Here is a 15,219-nt window from a genome sequence, read left to right as displayed (position 1 = left end):
AATGAGCAAGGAAATTGAAGATCATCGTCTGTTGAATCCCAGCCGTAATGAACCCTTCTCCTCGGTGCTCGACCGTCGTCTTTCCCGGCGAGCGGTGATGAAGGGTGGCATGGGCATGGCGGCCATGACCATGCTGGGAAGCTTTGGTCTCTCGGCCTTCGCCAACGAGCCGTCGTCAGGGATGGCCAAGACGCCGCTGGCGCTGGCCTTCGAGTCGATTGCCGGTTCGCGCAGCGACGCCGTGGTGGTGCCGCCGGGCTATACCGCCCAGGTGCTGGTGCCCTGGGGTACGCCGCTTGACGACAGCGCGCCCGAATGGAGCGAGGATCTGACGATGACGCCCCAGGCCCAGGCGGCCAGCGTCGGCATGCATCACGACGGCATGCATCCTTTCGCGCTGGATGAGAGCACGGCCTCCGAGCGCTTCCTGCTGGTGATGAACAACGAATACATCGACGAGAACGCGCTGTGGGCGCCCCAGGGCGGCCCTACCAACATGACCGAAGGCAAGCGTCCGGCGGACGAGGTGCGCACCGAGATCAACGCCCACGGGGTGACCGTGGTCGAGGTGAAGAAGGACGCCGATGGTCGCTGGAGCCACGTCAAGGGTTCCGCCCATAACCGTCGCTACACCAGCGCCACCCCGATGCACCTGTCAGGGCCGGTGGCGGGCAGCGACTACGTCAAGACCAGGTATTCCCCGGGCGGCACCCAGGCTCGCGGCACCAACAACAACTGTGCCCACGGCTACACGCCCTGGGGTACCTACCTCACCTGCGAGGAGAACTGGCCGGCCTACTTCGTCAAGAACGAAGGCCGTACCCTGGACGATGACCGTCTTGGCATCGCCAGTGGTCGCGGACGCTACGGCTGGGAGACCGCCGCGGGTGATGACAGCGAACGCGACGACGAATTTACCCGTCTGATCGGCGACCCCGTCGCCGACGACGCCAGCGGTGACTACCGCAACGAGCCGCGTCAGTTCGGCTATATCGTCGAGATCGACCCCTATACCGGCAGGCAGGCGATCAAGCGCACGGCGCTGGGCCGCTTCCGCCACGAGGGCTGCTGGCCGGGCAAGCTGGTAGCAGGCGAGCCGGTGGTGTTTTACTCCGGTCACGACTCGCGCAACGAGTACATCTACAAGTTTGTCTCGGAGGCGGCCTGGGACCCGGCGGATGCCATCGCTCCCGGCGCCGAGGCCGATCGCCTGGCGATCGGTGACAAGTACATGGACAGCGGCACCCTTTACGTCGCTCGCTTCAACGCCGATGGCAGCGGCGAGTGGCTGCCGCTGACGCCGGACGCTTCCACCCAGGATGGCCGTACCCTGGCCGAGGCGCTGGAACTCGACGCCGATGACCTGGCCGGGGTGATCATCCACACCTGTGATGCCGCCGACCTGATGGGTGCCACACCGATGGATCGCCCTGAGTGGGGCGCGGTGGACCCGTCCACCGGCGAGGTCTACATGACCCTGACCAACAACTCGAAGCGTACCGAAGACGGCACCGAGGCGACCCTGACCGGCGACGGCGACAACATCACCGCGCTGGGCAACGGCTACGCCACGGCACCGGTCAATGCGGCCAACCCGCGGGCGAACAACGAGGCCGGTCAGATCATCCGCTGGCGCGAGGGCAGCGATGCCACCGCCTTCGACTGGGAGGTATTCGTGTTCGGTGCCGCGGCCAGTGACCAGAACAACCTGTCCGGGCTGACCGCCGACAACGAATTCGCCAGTCCCGATGGGCTCTACTTCGATGAGCGCGGCGACGGCCAGGGCATCCTGTGGATCCAGACCGACAACGGCTACGAGGGCGTCACCGAGAGCACCAATGACCAGGTGCTGGCGGTCGTGCCGGCGGAGCTCGAGCGTGCCGATGGTGCCGCCGCGGTGATCTCCGGGGCCAACCAGGACAAGCTCAAGCGTTTCTGCGTGGGCCCCAACGGCTGCGAGGTCACCGGCATCTTCCCCACGCCGGACAAGACCGCGCTGTTTATCAATATCCAGCATCCGGGCAACTGGCCGGCCAGTGACGACGCGACCCAGGCGTCTGATGCCAGCGTGCGACCGCGCGCCGCCACGGTGGTGATCCAGCGCGAAGACGGCGGCCAGATCGGCGTCTAGGACGTGTCCGAAAGGTGTCGGCTTGCGTCGGCCTTTCGGGCAATCTCCAGGGGCGTTGTCGACGTCTGACGTCTTGCGCCGCCCCAGCACCCCGGCTCCCTTTTCAGGGAGCCGGGGTGTTTTTTCTAGGGTCTGGGTGTCCAGGGCTGGATGATCGGCAGCCTGAAGCGGGAGGCGGTTGGTCCGGGAACCGCTTGGGTCGGCCAAGGCGCGGGCCAAGCGGCGCCCGGCAGCCGTCAGGACACATGACGACAACATGAAGAAGCCCCTCGCCAGCGTCGCTGGCGAGGGGCCTGGGTGGTGTTGCCGGTGCGTCTGTGGCGCTTTAACGCGCCGCTTTACTCAAGCCCGGGCGGCGTAGGCGTACAGCAGCGTTTCCTGGGCGGAGATCGGTGCGGCCTCGCCCGGATCCTGCTTGATGTAGGTGCCGTCGGCCTGCAGCAGCCAGCTCTGGCAGTTGTCGACCAGATAGGTCTCGAGGTCCTTGCGCACCCGGGCGGCGAGCTTCTTGTCGAGCAGCGGGAAGCAGGTCTCGACCCGATGGAACATGTTGCGCGCCATGAAGTCCGCGCTGGAGCCCCATATCTCGGGCTTGCCGTCGTTGTGGAAGTGGAACACCCGGGTGTGTTCGAGGAAGCGACCGATCACCGAGCGCACCCGGATATTCTCGGAGATGCCGGGCAGGCCAGGGCGCAGGCAGCACATGCCGCGGATGATCAGGTCGCACTCGACGCCGGCCTGGGAGGCGCGGTAGAGCGCCTGGATCAGCTTGGGTTCGGTTAGTGAGTTGCACTTGACGATGATATGGGCGCGCTTGCCCTTGCGCGCGTAGCTTGCCTCCCGCTCGATCATTTCGACGACCCGTTCGTGCAGGGTGAAGGGGGCGTGCAGCAGCTTCTCGATCTGGCGGGTGCGGCCCATGCCGGACAGTTGCTGGAACACCTTGTGCACGTCGGCGCACAGCACAGGGTCCGCGGTGAGCAGGCTGTAGTCGGTGTAGAGCTTGGCCGTCTTGGAGTGATAGTTGCCGGTGCCGAGGTGAGCGTAGTGGCGCAGCGCGCCCTTCTCGCGGCGCACGATGTGCATCATCTTGGCGTGGGTCTTGTAGGCCATCACCCCGTAGATGACGATGGCGCCGGCCTCCTGCAGGCGCGAGGCCAGCGCCAGGTTGTCGGCTTCGTCGAAGCGGGCGCGCAGTTCGATGACCACCGTCACTTCCTTGCCTTGGCCGGCGGCCTCGACCAGGGCGTTGACGATGGGTGAGTCGGCACCGGTGCGATACAGGGTCTGCTTGATCGCCAGCACGTCGGGGTCGCGGGCGGCCTCGCGCAGCAGGTCCTCCACCGGGGTGAACGACTGGAAGGGGTGATGCAGCAGGATGTCGCCTTCCTGCATCGACTGCATGATGGAGTTGGGTTGCTTGACCTGCTTGGGCACGCCGGGGGTAAAGGAGCGGTACATCAGATCGGGCCGGTCGGCGTCACCCAGTACCGACATCATGCGGGTCAGGTTGACCGGGCCATTGACCCGATAGAGGTCACTGGGTTCGAGCTGGAACTGCTTGATCAGGAAGTCGGAGAGTTCCTCGGGGCAGTTGTCGGCCACCTCCAGGCGCACGCCGCTGCCGTAGCGCCGGGCCAGCAGCTCGCCGCGCAGGGCCGAGGCCAGGTCCGAGACTTCTTCGGGATCGACCGTCATGTCGGCGTTGCGGGTCAGACGGAACTGGTAGCAGCCCTTGACCTTCATCCCCGGGAACACCTCGTCGGCGTGGGCGTGGATCATCGACGACAGGAACAGATACTCGGTGAAGCCTTCCTCGCACAGCTCATCCGGCAGCGCGATGACCCGGGGCAGCGAACGTGGCGCCGGCAGGATGGCGAGGCCGCCCTCGCGGCCGAAGGCGTCCTTGCCCTCAAGCTCGACGATGAAGTTGAGGCTCTTGTTGACCAGCCGCGGGAAGGGGTGCGAGGGGTCCAGCCCGATGGGGCTGACCACCGGGATGATCTCGGTGGAGAAGTAATCATGGACCCACTTGCGCTGCTGCTTGGTCCAGTCTCCACGCCGACGGAAGCGGATGTTGTGGGCTTCCATGGCAGGGATCAGCTGCTCGTTGAGGATGCGGTACTGACGCTCGACGTGTTCGTGGGCGATCTTCGAGATCTCGTCGAGCACCGAACGCGGGCTGCGGCCGTCGGCACCGGTGGTGTCGTCGCCCACGGCCAGCTGGCTCTTCAGTCCTGCCACTCGGATCTCGAAGAACTCGTCCATGTTGGAGGAGAAGATCAACAGGAACATCAGGCGGTTGAGCAGCGGGTGCGCCTGGTCCAGCGCCTGTTCCAGCACCCGGATGTTGAACTGCAGATGCGACAGCTCGCGATTGAAGTAGAGGCTCGGGTCAGTGAGGTCGGCCTCAGGGTCCGGCATTGCCTTGGGCTTGATGCCGGTGCGCGTCTGGTTAAGGCGCGGCACCGGGGTATCGGCCTGGGGCGCGTCGCTCATCGAGACGTCGGACTTGCCCAGGGTCGCATGTTCAATCGTGGCGTTGTCGCTCTGCGCGTCTTCCATGGTGGTTCCTCGTCGGGGCTCGGGAAGGGCGCCGCTCCCTCCCCTGATCAGCGGGCCAATAGCCTGGCCGCGCGTTTGGCAAAGTAGGTCAGCACGCCGTCGGCGCCGGCACGCTTGAAGCACATCAGCGACTCGAGGATGACAGTGTCAGCGTCCAGCCAGCCGTTGTCGAAGGCGGCCATGTGCATGGCGTATTCACCGCTCACCTGGTAGGCGTAGGTGGGCACCCGCAGCTCGTCCTTGACCCGGCGGACCACGTCCAGGTAGGGCATGCCGGGCTTGACCATCACCATGTCGGCACCTTCGGTGATGTCCATGGCGACCTCGTGGAGGGCCTCGTCGCTGTTGGCCGGGTCCATCTGGTAGGTCGACTTATCGGCCTTGCCCAGGTTGGCCGCCGAGCCCACCGCATCGCGGAAGGGGCCGTAGTAGCGCGAGGCGTACTTGGCGCTGTAGGCCATGATGCGGGTGTTGTGCAGGCCTTCACGCTCGAGCAGTTCACGGATGGCACCGATACGCCCGTCCATCATGTCGGAAGGGGCGACCACGTCGGCCCCGGCCTCGGCATGGGACAGCGCCTGCTTGATCAGGGTCTCGACGGTGCGGTCATTGGCCACATAGCCGTCTTCATCGAGGATGCCGTCCTGACCGTGGCTGGTGTAGGGGTCCAGGGCGACATCGGTGATCACGCCGAGCTCGGGCAGGGCGGCCTTGAGCTCGCGCACGCTGCGCTGGACCAGGCCGCTGGCGCTGTAGGCTTCTTCGGCCAGCTCGCTTTTCTTGTCGGCGTCGACCACCGGAAACAGCGCAATGGCGGGAATGCCCAGCTCGACGGCCTCGCGGGCCTCTTCGATCAACAGGTCCAGCGACAGGCGCTCGACCCCGGGCATGGACGGTACAGCCTCGCGGCGGCCTTCGCCCTCGAGCACGAAGACTGGCCAGATCAGATTGTCGGCACTCAGCTGGTTCTCGCGCATCAGGCGGCGGGAGAAGTCGTCCTTGCGCATGCGGCGAGGACGGCTGGCGGGGTAAAGACGAGGGGTAATGGCACTCAAGACGGCACTCCACGGAAGCAAGGATTCGGCGCCACGCGCTAGTCTGGTGGCACTTCATGACAAAAGCATGACATTGATTGAGTATATTCCTCCTCTCCCGTTCGCCGAAAGTCGCGTCTTGTCGCACCCGTGGCGACTCTCTAGAGTAGTGGCAGTCTTGGCCGCGTCCGGCCCCGTTCGCGACGCGCTATAAAGGAGAATGACATGAGTAAACAGGTAGCGATCGTCTTGTCGGGCTGCGGCGTACAGGATGGTTCCGAGATCTACGAGACCACCCTGACCCTGCTGCGCCTGGACCAGCTGGGCATCGCCTATCGCTGTTTTGCCCCGGATATCGCTCACCAGGAGGTGATCGACCACCACAGCGGGGAGGCCGTCGAGGAGACGCGCAATGTGCTGGTCGAGTCCGCCCGCCTGGCCCGGGGCGAGATTTCGCCGCTGGACGAACTGTCGGCATCGGACTTCGATGCCCTGATCCTGCCCGGTGGCTTCGGGGCGGCCAAGAATCTTTCGAACTACGCCACGGCCAAGTCCGAGATGGAGGTCCACGAGGACCTGGCTGAGCTGTTGATCGAGTTTCACGATGCGCGCAAGCCGATCGGTCTGATGTGCATCGCGCCGGTGCTGGTGCCCAAGGTGCTGGGGCCAGGCATCGCCGTCACCATCGGTACCGACCCCGAGGTGTGTGGCTGCATCAGCGCCATGGGCGGCCTGCATCGCAGCTGTGCGGTGGACGATATCGTGGTGGACTTCGAGCATCGCCTGGTGACCACCCCCGCCTATATGCTGGCTACCCGCATCAGCGAGGCGGCGCTGGGCATCAACAAGTTGGTGGATCGTATCGACGAGATGATGGACGTCAACACCTGAGCGCCGTCTCAGCGGGGCCAGGCCCCGCTGAGACGCCAGACGATGGCTGATCATTGTCGCCAAGCGCCTTGAACACCACCGGTGCGAGAGCGGTAAAAAAGCAAAGCCCGAGGCCAATGCCTCGGGCTTTGTGCATTCTGCTGACGGGGGCTCTGCCGGTGTGGCGATCACGCCTCGTCCGGCGCTTCCTCGTCATCGCTGCTCCGCCTCTTGACCAGCCGGCCGAACAGCAGCCCGACCTCGTAGAGCAGGTACATGGGTACCGCCAGCAGGCTCTGGCTGACCACGTCCGGCGGGGTCATCAGCATGCCGATGACGAAACAGCCGAGGATGACGTAGGGGCGCTTGGCGCTCAGGCTCTTGACGCTGGCGGCGCCGGTGAGGATGAGCAGGAAGGTGGCAATCGGGATCTCGAAGGCGATACCGAAGGCGAAGAACAGCTTCAGCACGAAGTTGAGATACTGGTTGATATCGGTCATCACCTGCACGTTCTCCGGCCCGGTCTGGGTGAAGAAGGCGAACAGCAGGGGAAAGACCACGTAGTAGGCGAAGGCCGCTCCGAGATAGAACAGCAGGACGCTCGAGGCCAGAAGCGGTAGCGCCAGGGCCTTTTCCTTGTCGTACAGCCCTGGCGCCACGAAGGCCCAGGCCTGGTGCAGGACGAAGGGAATGGCCACGAACACCGCCACTACCAGGGTCAACTTGAACGGCGCCAGGAAGGGCGACGCCACCTCGGTGGCGATCATCTGGGAGCCTTCCGGCAGCAGCTCCATCAGGGGGTCTGCGACAAACTGGTAGATGTCGTTGGAAAAGGCGTAGAGCGCCAGGAAGATCACCAGGATGGCGATCACGGCGCGCATCAGCCGCGAGCGCAGCTCCACCAGGTGTTCGATCAGTGGGGCGTGGCCCTGACTTGACGGCGGAGTGTCACCGGTATCGCTCATCGGGTGGCGGAGTCCTTGTGCTCGGAAGAGGCGGTGTCATCGCTGGGAGCGGGGGAGAGCGTGGAAGCCGAAGCGCTGGACGACGAGGCGCGTGCGGCGCTGTCGACGGCGTCGTCCAGCCGCTGGCCGGCCGAGGCAGACTGGGCGCCGGTGGAATCCGCCTGCCCGCCGTTGCCCTTGTTCGGGGTGTCGGCGATGGATTCCACGCTGCGCTTGGCTTGTTCGGCGCTGCGCTTGGCCTGGTTGACGCTGTCGTCCAGCTTGCGTTCCTGCTCCTTGAGCTTCTGGCGCAGTTCCTCGGCCTCGAGCTGGGCGCTGATCTCGCGTTGCATGCCGGCCACCGAACGCTTGATGCGTCCGATCCACAGGCCGGCGGTACGCGCGGCCTTGGGCAGGCGCTCGGGACCCAGCACCAGCAGTCCCACCACCCCGATGATCAGCAGTTCCAGAAAGCCGATATCGAACATGTGGCGTTACTTGCGCTCGTCGGAGGATTCGGGCTTGCGCTCCGCCTCGACGTCGTAGGTGTTGTTGGGCGTATCGGTCTCGTCATGACGGACCTGGGCCTGGGGCTTGGCCTCCTCCGACTTGTCCTCATCTTCGTTGACGGCCTTCTTGAAGCCCTTGACCGCGCCACCCAGGTCGCTGCCAACGTTGCGGAGCTTCTTGGTGCCGAAGATCAGGATGATGATGCCGAGTACGATCAGCAGTTGCCAGATACTGATACCACCTAACATAAGAACTTCCTCAATATGCGGCGCCAGGCGCCGTGAATCGTTGGTTCCCGCCGAGGCTCAGGAGCGGCGCGAGGCCTTCTCCTCATGCCCCGATACGCCGAAGCGTCGGGCGAGTTCATCCAGCACCTGCCGATGGTCGAGTCCCAGGTGCGAGAGCATCACCAGACTATGAAACCACAGGTCTGCCGTTTCGGCGATCAACGCCTCGCGACTGGCTGGATCCGCGTCAACATCCTTGGCGGCAAGCACGGTCTCCACCGCCTCTTCGCCCACCTTCTCGAGTATCTTGTTCAGCCCCTTGTGATGCAAGGAGGCAACGTAGGAAGTGTCAGGATCGGCGTGCCGACGTTCGCTGAGGGCGGCGTCGAGCTGGTTCAGAATATCGCTCATCGGTGAAGATTCCATTAAAAGATCAGTTCCAGATCACCAGCAGTGTGCCGATGCCCGCAGCGACCAGGACCGGCCAGGGCTGATCGGTCAACCAGCCGGACAGCGGTTGCCAGGCCAGCGCCACCGCGGCCAGGGCGAGCCCCAGTCGGGTCCGGCGTATTCGCCTGGCCTGGCGGGTCAGCTGGCCGAGAATATGGGTCATGACCTCGCCCTGCTGGGTGATCTGGCGCGATCGCTTCTCGGTCTGGGACAGCGCCTGGTGGGCCAGCACCGGCAATTCCGGTAGCTGCCGGGTCAGCTCCGGTGCCTGCCGCTTGAACGACTCCCACAGGCCCTGGGCGCCGGCGCGCTCCTTCATCCAGCGCTCCAGATAGGGCTTGGCGGTGGCCCACAGATCCAGGTCCGGGTAGAGCTGACGGCCCAGGCCTTCGATATTGAGCAGGGTCTTCTGCAGCAACACCAGTTGGGGCTGGACCTCCATGTTGAACCGCCGCGCGGTCTGGAACAGGCCCAGCAGCACCTGGCCGAACGAGATGTCCTTGAGCGGTTTCTCGAGGATCGGCTCGCATACCGTGCGTACCGCCGCCGCGAACTCGTTGGCGCGGGTATCTTCGGCCACCCAGCCGGACTCGATGTGCAGTGCAGCGACCTCGTAGTAGTCCTGGTGGAAGAAGGCCAGCAGGTTGCGCGCCAGGTAGTCCTGGTCTTCCCGGGTAAGGCTGCCGACGATGCCGCAGTCGATGGCGATGTACTGGGGATCGGACGGCGCCTGGCGGGAGACGAAGATGTTGCCCGGGTGCATGTCGGCGTGGAAGAAGTTGTCGCGGAATACCTGGGTGAAGAAGATCTCCACGCCGCGCTCGGCCAGGCGCTTCAGGTCGGTGCCCTGGGCCTTGAGCGCCTCGATGTCGGCCACCGGCACGCCGTGGATGCGTTCCTGGACCATCACCTTGTGGCGGGTCAGCGGCCAGTGGATCGACGGCACATACAACAGTGGCGACTTGTCGAAGTTGCGCTTGAGCTGGGAGGTGTTGGCCGCTTCCTTGGTCAGGTCGAGCTCGTCGAACAGGGTGGTCTCGTAGTCGCGGACCACTTCCACCGGGTGAAGCCGGCGCGCTTCCGGCACCTTGTTCAGCGCTCGCGCCACCAGGTACATCAGCGCCATGTCCTGGCGCATGACCCGCTCGATGCCTGGGCGAATCACCTTGACCACCACGTCCTGGCCGTCGGGTAGCCTGGCGGTATGGACCTGGGCGATCGAGGCCGAGGCCAGCGGCTCACGGGAAAATTCGGCGAACAGTACCTCGAGCGGCTCGCCCAGGGACTCCTCGATCAGTGCCTCGGCCTGCTCGCCGGGGAAGGGCGGTACCTGATCCTGCAGCCGCTTGAGTTCGTTGGCGATATCGTCGGGGAACAGGTCGCGACGGGTCGACAGCATCTGGCCGAACTTGACGAAGATCGGCCCCAGTGACTCCAGCGCCAGACGCAGGCGTTCGCCGCGGGAGCGCTCGCCGACGGGAATCAGCTTGAGCGGCGACCAGGTGAATATCAGCCGCAGCCACCAGGGCAGCTTTTCCAGCGGCAGCAGGGTGTCGAGACGGTAGCGGGTGACGACCCAGATGATGCGCAGCGGGCGGAGGATCATGAGACGTCGTTCTCCCGGGCCAGGCGACGGGTCAGGCGCTTGAGACGTGCCTCAGTACGGTCGGTGGCCAGCTCCAGTTCGGTCAGCGCCTCGCGCATGGCCTCGAGCTGATGGCGGCCGGGCAGCCAGCGGGCTTCCTCGAAGACGTACTCGGAGACGTCGGCGCACAGCTCACGGTGGGTGCGCAGGCCCCAGCGGGACAGGCCGCGCAGGCCTTCGGCGAGCTGGTGAGCCGGCAGGTCGCCGAGATAGCGGGCAAGCTCAGCCTCCCAATCCAGGTCGAGATCCAGCAGCAGGTCGCGGGTCGCCTCGAGCAGGTGGATCTTGCCGCGCACCGCCAGGCGGCCCTCGAACATCAGCCGTTCCATGTCGGCGCCGCCGGCCAGCCGGCCCAGGGTGTCGCTGTCCAGCTCGACGATGGCGTCCCAGGCGCCTTCATCGACCTCGTCCACCAGCAGCAGGTCGAGCCCCTGGGGGTGATAGCACAGCGCCAGCTGGACACGCGGGGACTCCAGGCACATCAGCACCCGCTGGCCCGCCAGCGAGCGCAGCCGAGAAGGCGAGGCAGGGTCGCGTGCGAGCAGGGCGTTGACGGTCTTCTCGATGCCGGCCAGCAGCAGGGTCGGGGTCAAGGCCATCATGTCCTCAAAGCTTGATGCCGCGATGCAGCGCGACGATGCCGCCGGTGAGATTGGTGTATTCGACGCGCTCGAGTCCGGCGGTTTCCATCATGCCCTTGAGCGTTTCCTGATCCGGGTGCATGCGGATCGACTCGGCCAGATAGCGATAGCTGTCGGCGTCGCCGGCCACCAGTTCGCCCATCTTCGGCAGCAGACGGAAGGAGTACTCGTCGTAGGCGCGGGTCAACAGCGGATTGTCGGGCTTGGAGAATTCCAGCACCAGCAGGCGGCCGCCGGGCTTGAGGATGCGCGCCATGGAGGCCAGGGCGGCGTCCTTGTCGGTGACGTTGCGCAGACCGAAGGCGATGGTGATGCAGTCGAAGGTATTGTCGGGAAATGGCAGGCATTCGGCATTGGCCTGGACGTACTCGACGTTGCCGCCGACACCACGGTCGATCAGCTTGTCGCGTCCCACCCCGAGCATGGAGGCGTTGATGTCGGCCAGCACCACCTTGCCGCGCGGTCCCACCATGCGCGAGAACTTCAGCGCCAGGTCGCCGGTACCGCCGGCGATGTCGAGTACGCTATGACCAGGCCGGACGCCGGAACGTTCGATGGTCAGGCGCTTCCACAGCCGATGGATACCGAAGGACATCAGGTCGTTCATCACGTCGTAGCGAGCCGCCACGCTGTGGAAGACATCGGCGACACGTGAGGCCTTTTCCTCGACCGGCACGTCCTGAAAACCGAAGTGGGTGGTGCGCTTATCCATGGGACTCCCGAGTCGTGAGCGATGGCGAGAAGAGCCGACGGGGGCTCTTTGGCAGCGGCCATTGTAGCCTTGCCGAGGTGGCTTGTCTTTGACCGTCACCCGGCTTGTCGCCACACCGGTGTCGATCGCTAGAGCTGACGGATCTCGATACCCAACGGCTCGCGACTGGCGCCGGCCTCGTCCAGACGCTTGAGATAGTCGGCCCAGTTGGCCTCGCGCTCGCGGATCAGCCAGTCCAGATAGTCCCAGCTATAGAGGCCGCTGTCGTGGCCATCGTCGAAGTGCAGCTTGAGGGCGTAGCGGCCCGCCTGGGTGATGTCGGCAAGGCCCACGTCCTTCTTGCCGACCTGAAGGGTGGCGGTGTCGCCGCCGTGGCCACGGACCTCGGCGGAGGGAGAAAACACCCGCAGGTACTCCACCGACAGGCGGTGGCGGGAGCCGTCGGCGTAGCCGATTTCGAGCTCGCGGGCCTTTCTGTGGTAGTGCACCAGGGTCGGAGTGGGGGCGCTCATGGCGATCCTCTCTGTTTCAGCACGGTTGGCGTGCCCGGACGTCAGTATTGGCGGCGTCGAAAGCACAACCGGGCCGCAGCGCAGTGCGCGGCGGCCCGGTCATCGAGGGTGCTTGGCCGGTGGTTACAGGATATACCGGCTCAGATCCTCGTCCATGGCCAGCTCGCCGAGCTGAGAGTCGACGTAGGCACGGTCGATGACCAGCGGGTTGCCGAGATCCGAGCCTTTGAACGAGGCCTCCTCGAGCAGCCGCTCCATTACCGTGTGCAGGCGACGGGCGCCGATGTTCTCGGTGCCTTCATTGACGTTAAAGGCGATCTCGGCGATACGCTCGATGCCGTCATCGGTGAAGCGCACCTCGAGGCCGTCGGTGGCCAGCAGCGCCTCGTACTGACGGGTCAGGGCGGCGGACGGCTCGGTCAGGATGCGCTTGAAGTCGTCCGGCGTCAGCGCCGACAGCTCGACACGGATCGGCAGACGGCCCTGCAGCTCGGGGATCAGATCCGAGGGACGCGACAGGTGGAAGGCGCCGGAGGCGATGAACAGGATGTGGTCGGTCTTCACCATGCCGTACTTGGTCGACACCGTGGAGCCTTCGATCAGCGGCAGCAGGTCGCGCTGGACGCCCTCACGGGAGACCTCACCGCCGCTGGACTGACCGCTGCCCTTGGCGACCTTGTCGATCTCGTCGAGGAAGACGATGCCGTTCTGCTCCACTGCCTCCACCGCGCGGGACTTGATGTCGTCCTCGTTGACCAGCTTGCCGGCCTCCTCGTCGCGAAGGATGGTGAAGGCCTCCTTGACCGTGACCTTGCGGGTCTCGGTCTTGCCCTTGCCCATGCCGGAGAACAGGTTCTGTAGCTGGCTGGTCATCTCTTCCATGCCCGGCGGTGTCTGGAACTCGAGGTTGGGCGCCTGGGGCGACACCTGGATCTCGATCTCCTTGTCGTCGAGCTGGCCTTCACGCAGCTTCTTCCTGAACATCTGGCGCGTCGAGGAGTCCTCGCGCGGCTCGTTTTCCTGGCCACGGGGTGGCGGCAGCAGGGCGTCGAGGATGCGATCCTCGGCGGCATCCTCGGCGCGGTGGCCGACCTCTTCCTTGGCCTGCTCGCGTACCAGCTTGATCGCTGCCTCGGTCAGGTCACGGATGATCGACTCGACGTCACGGCCGACGTAGCCCACCTCGGTGAACTTGGTCGCCTCGACCTTGATGAAGGGAGCCTTGGCCAGCTTGGCCAGGCGCCGGGCGATTTCGGTCTTGCCGACGCCGGTGGGGCCGATCATCAGAATGTTCTTGGGGGTGACCTCCTGGCGCAGCTCGCCGTCGAGCTGCATGCGGCGCCAGCGGTTACGCAGGGCGATGGCCACGGAGCGCTTGGCATCCTGCTGACCGACGATGTACTGATCCAACGCGTGGACGATTTCGCGGGGCGTCATCTGGGTCATGATCAAAGCTCTTCCAGGGTCACGTGATGGTTGGTGAACACGCAGATGTCACCGGCGATCTCCAGCGACTTCTCGGTGATCTCGCGGGGCGACAGTTCCGTGTTCTCGAGCAGCGCGCGGGCGGCGGACAGGGCGTAGTTGCCGCCGGAGCCGATGGCGATGATGCCACGCTCGGGTTCCACCACGTCACCGTTGCCGGTGATGATCAGCGAGGCCTTCTTGTCGGCCACCGCCAGCAGCGCCTCGAGGCGGCGCAGGGCGCGATCGGTGCGCCAGTCCTTGGCCAGCTCCACCGCGGCCTTGACCAGGTTGCCCTGGTACTTCTCCAGCTGGGCCTCGAAGCGTTCGAACAGGGTGAAGGCGTCGGCGGTGCCGCCGGCAAAACCGGCCAGCACCTGGCCGTGATAGAGGCGACGCACCTTGCTGGCGTTGCCCTTCATCACCGTGTTGCCCAGTGACACCTGGCCATCGCCGGCCAATGCCACCTGGTCGCCGCGGCGAACGGAAACGATCGTGGTCATGGAGAATTCTCCTTGGGGAAGCCGAGGCCTCCGGTGACTGTCGAGGGGCAGAGCCCTCTGCATAAGCGATAGGCTGGTAGGTGCGGGCGGGTCGCAAGGATTTCAAGCGCGGGCGACTCGGGAATGCGGCTCGCTTCGACGAGAAGACGGCGCAGCAGAAGGAAGAGAGATACCGCCACGATGGGTGCTTGAGCGGTGGCCAGCACCCACCAGGCCCAGACATGACGTTCTGGGCCTGGTGGGCGTAGCTTCAGAAGGAGGAGGTGTGCCGACGTCAGTTCTGCAGCTGGATCAGCAGCGGCTCGATGCCTTGAGTGCTCATTAGATCCTGGGCCCGCGACAGTTCATTGCGATCGCTGTAGGGGCCGACCTGCACCCGATGCCAGGTGGCGCCGCCGGTGGCCTCGACCTCGCTGATCTTGGCCAGCAGGCCGAAGTCCTTGAGTCGCCCGGCGAGCTGTCGGGCATCGTTGACCTCGCGGAAGGAGGCCGCCTGCAGCATGTAGCGACGCTCGGCGCTGCGCGGTGTCTCGGATGGCGTGGACGACGCTTCCTCTTCGCGGGAGTTGGCGGCGATCACCGCGGCGATGGGGTCGTCCGCGGAGATCTCGTCCTCGCTCGGCTGGGCCGCCTCGGGGCGCTTGGCGGTGGACGCCGGCATCTCCTCATCGGAGGCGATGACTTCGGACTCCGGCAGCAGGGTATAGAACTCGAACGTCGGCATCGGCGGCTCGCTTTCGCTGGTCTGTCCGCCTTGTGCACTGCCACTCGCATTGCTGCCCTGCTGCTCGCCGCTGGAGGGCTTGGGCAGTACCGCCGCCACCGGTGAACGGGGATCCTGCCAGGGAGCGGTACCGTTCTGGTGGTGAGCCAGCAGGAAGCCTGCGGCCACGCCGACGGCGGCCCACAGCCAGCCTGGGATACCCCCGCGGGCCTGCTTGGGTGCTTGCCTGCGCTTCTGGCTGGTGGTTGCTCCGCGCTTGCGCGGGGGCGCCTTGCGAGTGGCCATGG

The 15,219-nt window shown here is 65.4% G+C and carries 15 protein-coding genes; 2 read left to right on the top strand and 13 right to left on the bottom strand.

The genetic code is table 11. The features are described from left to right. The first annotated feature begins 1 nt into the window (after position 1). Positions 2-2,131 (top strand): PhoX family phosphatase, encoded by a 2,130-nt coding sequence (locus EBB56_RS06715; protein ID WP_124803460.1) that lies wholly within the window; start codon positions 2-4, stop codon positions 2,129-2,131. A 342-nt stretch (positions 2,132-2,473) separates the two neighbouring features. On the opposite strand, the gene ppk1 is transcribed toward EBB56_RS06715, so the two are convergent. Continuing rightward, complete coding sequence (ppk1, locus tag EBB56_RS06710) at positions 2,474-4,696, bottom strand: polyphosphate kinase 1 (protein WP_045991162.1); 2,223 nt, start codon at positions 4,694-4,696, stop codon at positions 2,474-2,476. A gap of 47 nt (positions 4,697-4,743) precedes the next feature. Then, on the bottom strand, positions 4,744-5,751 hold the full coding sequence (gene hemB, locus EBB56_RS06705; RefSeq protein ID WP_124803458.1) for a porphobilinogen synthase: 1,008 nt from the start codon (positions 5,749-5,751) through the stop codon (positions 4,744-4,746). Between the two features lie 204 nt (positions 5,752-5,955). Between hemB and elbB the strand changes: the two genes are divergently transcribed. Continuing rightward, entirely contained in the window at positions 5,956-6,621 is a 666-nt protein-coding gene (gene elbB, locus EBB56_RS06700; protein WP_045991160.1) for an isoprenoid biosynthesis glyoxalase ElbB, read from the top strand. A 167-nt stretch (positions 6,622-6,788) separates the two neighbouring features. Here elbB and tatC read toward each other — a convergent pair whose 3' ends face one another. From tatC to EBB56_RS06645, 11 genes are all read right to left on the bottom strand, one after another. After that, positions 6,789-7,565 (bottom strand): twin-arginine translocase subunit TatC, encoded by a 777-nt coding sequence (gene tatC / locus EBB56_RS06695; RefSeq protein ID WP_045991159.1) that lies wholly within the window; start codon positions 7,563-7,565, stop codon positions 6,789-6,791. Continuing rightward, positions 7,562-8,032 carry a Sec-independent protein translocase protein TatB gene (tatB, locus tag EBB56_RS06690; protein ID WP_045991158.1) on the bottom strand — a complete coding sequence of 157 codons (471 nt, stop codon included), beginning with the start codon at positions 8,030-8,032 and terminating at the stop codon, positions 7,562-7,564. Before tatB ends, tatC begins: the two co-directional genes overlap by 4 nt. 6 nt (positions 8,033-8,038) lie before the next feature. Continuing rightward, on the bottom strand, positions 8,039-8,302 hold the full coding sequence (gene tatA, locus EBB56_RS06685) for a Sec-independent protein translocase subunit TatA (protein ID WP_045991157.1): 264 nt from the start codon (positions 8,300-8,302) through the stop codon (positions 8,039-8,041). A 57-nt stretch (positions 8,303-8,359) separates the two neighbouring features. Then, positions 8,360-8,692 carry a phosphoribosyl-ATP diphosphatase gene (locus EBB56_RS06680; protein WP_045991156.1) on the bottom strand — a complete coding sequence of 111 codons (333 nt, stop codon included), beginning with the start codon at positions 8,690-8,692 and terminating at the stop codon, positions 8,360-8,362. A gap of 22 nt (positions 8,693-8,714) precedes the next feature. After that, on the bottom strand, positions 8,715-10,337 hold the full coding sequence (gene ubiB / locus EBB56_RS06675) for a ubiquinone biosynthesis regulatory protein kinase UbiB (RefSeq protein ID WP_045991155.1): 1,623 nt from the start codon (positions 10,335-10,337) through the stop codon (positions 8,715-8,717). Beyond that, positions 10,334-10,975 (bottom strand): SCP2 domain-containing protein, encoded by a 642-nt coding sequence (locus tag EBB56_RS06670; RefSeq protein WP_124803658.1) that lies wholly within the window; start codon positions 10,973-10,975, stop codon positions 10,334-10,336. Before EBB56_RS06670 ends, ubiB begins: the two co-directional genes overlap by 4 nt. A 7-nt stretch (positions 10,976-10,982) precedes the next feature. Next, positions 10,983-11,729 (bottom strand): bifunctional demethylmenaquinone methyltransferase/2-methoxy-6-polyprenyl-1,4-benzoquinol methylase UbiE, encoded by a 747-nt coding sequence (gene ubiE, locus EBB56_RS06665; RefSeq protein ID WP_045991154.1) that lies wholly within the window; start codon positions 11,727-11,729, stop codon positions 10,983-10,985. 128 nt (positions 11,730-11,857) lie between these two features. Further along, the gene (locus EBB56_RS06660; RefSeq protein ID WP_124803456.1) at positions 11,858-12,241 is read right to left on the bottom strand and encodes a gamma-butyrobetaine hydroxylase-like domain-containing protein; all 384 of its coding nucleotides are present in this window, start codon (positions 12,239-12,241) and stop codon (positions 11,858-11,860) included. 123 nt (positions 12,242-12,364) lie between these two features. Continuing rightward, on the bottom strand, positions 12,365-13,687 hold the full coding sequence (gene hslU / locus EBB56_RS06655; protein WP_045991152.1) for an ATP-dependent protease ATPase subunit HslU: 1,323 nt from the start codon (positions 13,685-13,687) through the stop codon (positions 12,365-12,367). 2 nt (positions 13,688-13,689) lie between these two features. Further along, positions 13,690-14,208 carry an ATP-dependent protease subunit HslV gene (gene hslV, locus EBB56_RS06650; RefSeq protein ID WP_045991151.1) on the bottom strand — a complete coding sequence of 173 codons (519 nt, stop codon included), beginning with the start codon at positions 14,206-14,208 and terminating at the stop codon, positions 13,690-13,692. Between the two features lie 274 nt (positions 14,209-14,482). Then, positions 14,483-15,217: an SPOR domain-containing protein gene (locus EBB56_RS06645; RefSeq protein WP_045991150.1), complete on the bottom strand. Its 735-nt coding sequence runs from the start codon at positions 15,215-15,217 to the stop codon at positions 14,483-14,485. Positions 15,218-15,219: the final 2 nt, after the last annotated feature.

It is taken from the genome of Halomonas sp. YLB-10, from assembly GCF_003856855.1.
Classification (GTDB): Bacteria; Pseudomonadota; Gammaproteobacteria; order Pseudomonadales; family Halomonadaceae; genus Halomonas; species Halomonas litopenaei.
The sequence above is the reverse complement of the archived record's forward strand: the minus strand, read 5'-3'. Positions and strand labels throughout refer to the sequence as shown.

What these genes read in the sequence shown, in the direction of transcription:
- tatA (WP_045991157.1), bottom strand. Translation starts at nt 8,302, where the DNA reads ATGTTAGGTGGTATCAGTATCTGGCAACTGCTGATCGTACTCGGCATC.
- EBB56_RS06670 (WP_124803658.1), bottom strand. Translation starts at nt 10,975, where the DNA reads ATGGCCTTGACCCCGACCCTGCTGCTGGCCGGCATCGAGAAGACCGTC.
- tatC (WP_045991159.1), bottom strand. Translation starts at nt 7,565, where the DNA reads ATGAGCGATACCGGTGACACTCCGCCGTCAAGTCAGGGCCACGCCCCA.
- elbB (WP_045991160.1), top strand. Translation starts at nt 5,956, where the DNA reads ATGAGTAAACAGGTAGCGATCGTCTTGTCGGGCTGCGGCGTACAGGAT.
- ppk1 (WP_045991162.1), bottom strand. Translation starts at nt 4,696, where the DNA reads ATGGAAGACGCGCAGAGCGACAACGCCACGATTGAACATGCGACCCTG.
- hslV (WP_045991151.1), bottom strand. Translation starts at nt 14,208, where the DNA reads ATGACCACGATCGTTTCCGTTCGCCGCGGCGACCAGGTGGCATTGGCC.
- EBB56_RS06660 (WP_124803456.1), bottom strand. Translation starts at nt 12,241, where the DNA reads ATGAGCGCCCCCACTCCGACCCTGGTGCACTACCACAGAAAGGCCCGC.
- ubiB (WP_045991155.1), bottom strand. Translation starts at nt 10,337, where the DNA reads ATGATCCTCCGCCCGCTGCGCATCATCTGGGTCGTCACCCGCTACCGT.
- EBB56_RS06680 (WP_045991156.1), bottom strand. Translation starts at nt 8,692, where the DNA reads ATGAGCGATATTCTGAACCAGCTCGACGCCGCCCTCAGCGAACGTCGG.
- ubiE (WP_045991154.1), bottom strand. Translation starts at nt 11,729, where the DNA reads ATGGATAAGCGCACCACCCACTTCGGTTTTCAGGACGTGCCGGTCGAG.
- EBB56_RS06645 (WP_045991150.1), bottom strand. Translation starts at nt 15,217, where the DNA reads ATGGCCACTCGCAAGGCGCCCCCGCGCAAGCGCGGAGCAACCACCAGC.
- tatB (WP_045991158.1), bottom strand. Translation starts at nt 8,032, where the DNA reads ATGTTCGATATCGGCTTTCTGGAACTGCTGATCATCGGGGTGGTGGGA.
- hslU (WP_045991152.1), bottom strand. Translation starts at nt 13,687, where the DNA reads ATGACCCAGATGACGCCCCGCGAAATCGTCCACGCGTTGGATCAGTAC.
- EBB56_RS06715 (WP_124803460.1), top strand. Translation starts at nt 2, where the DNA reads ATGAGCAAGGAAATTGAAGATCATCGTCTGTTGAATCCCAGCCGTAAT.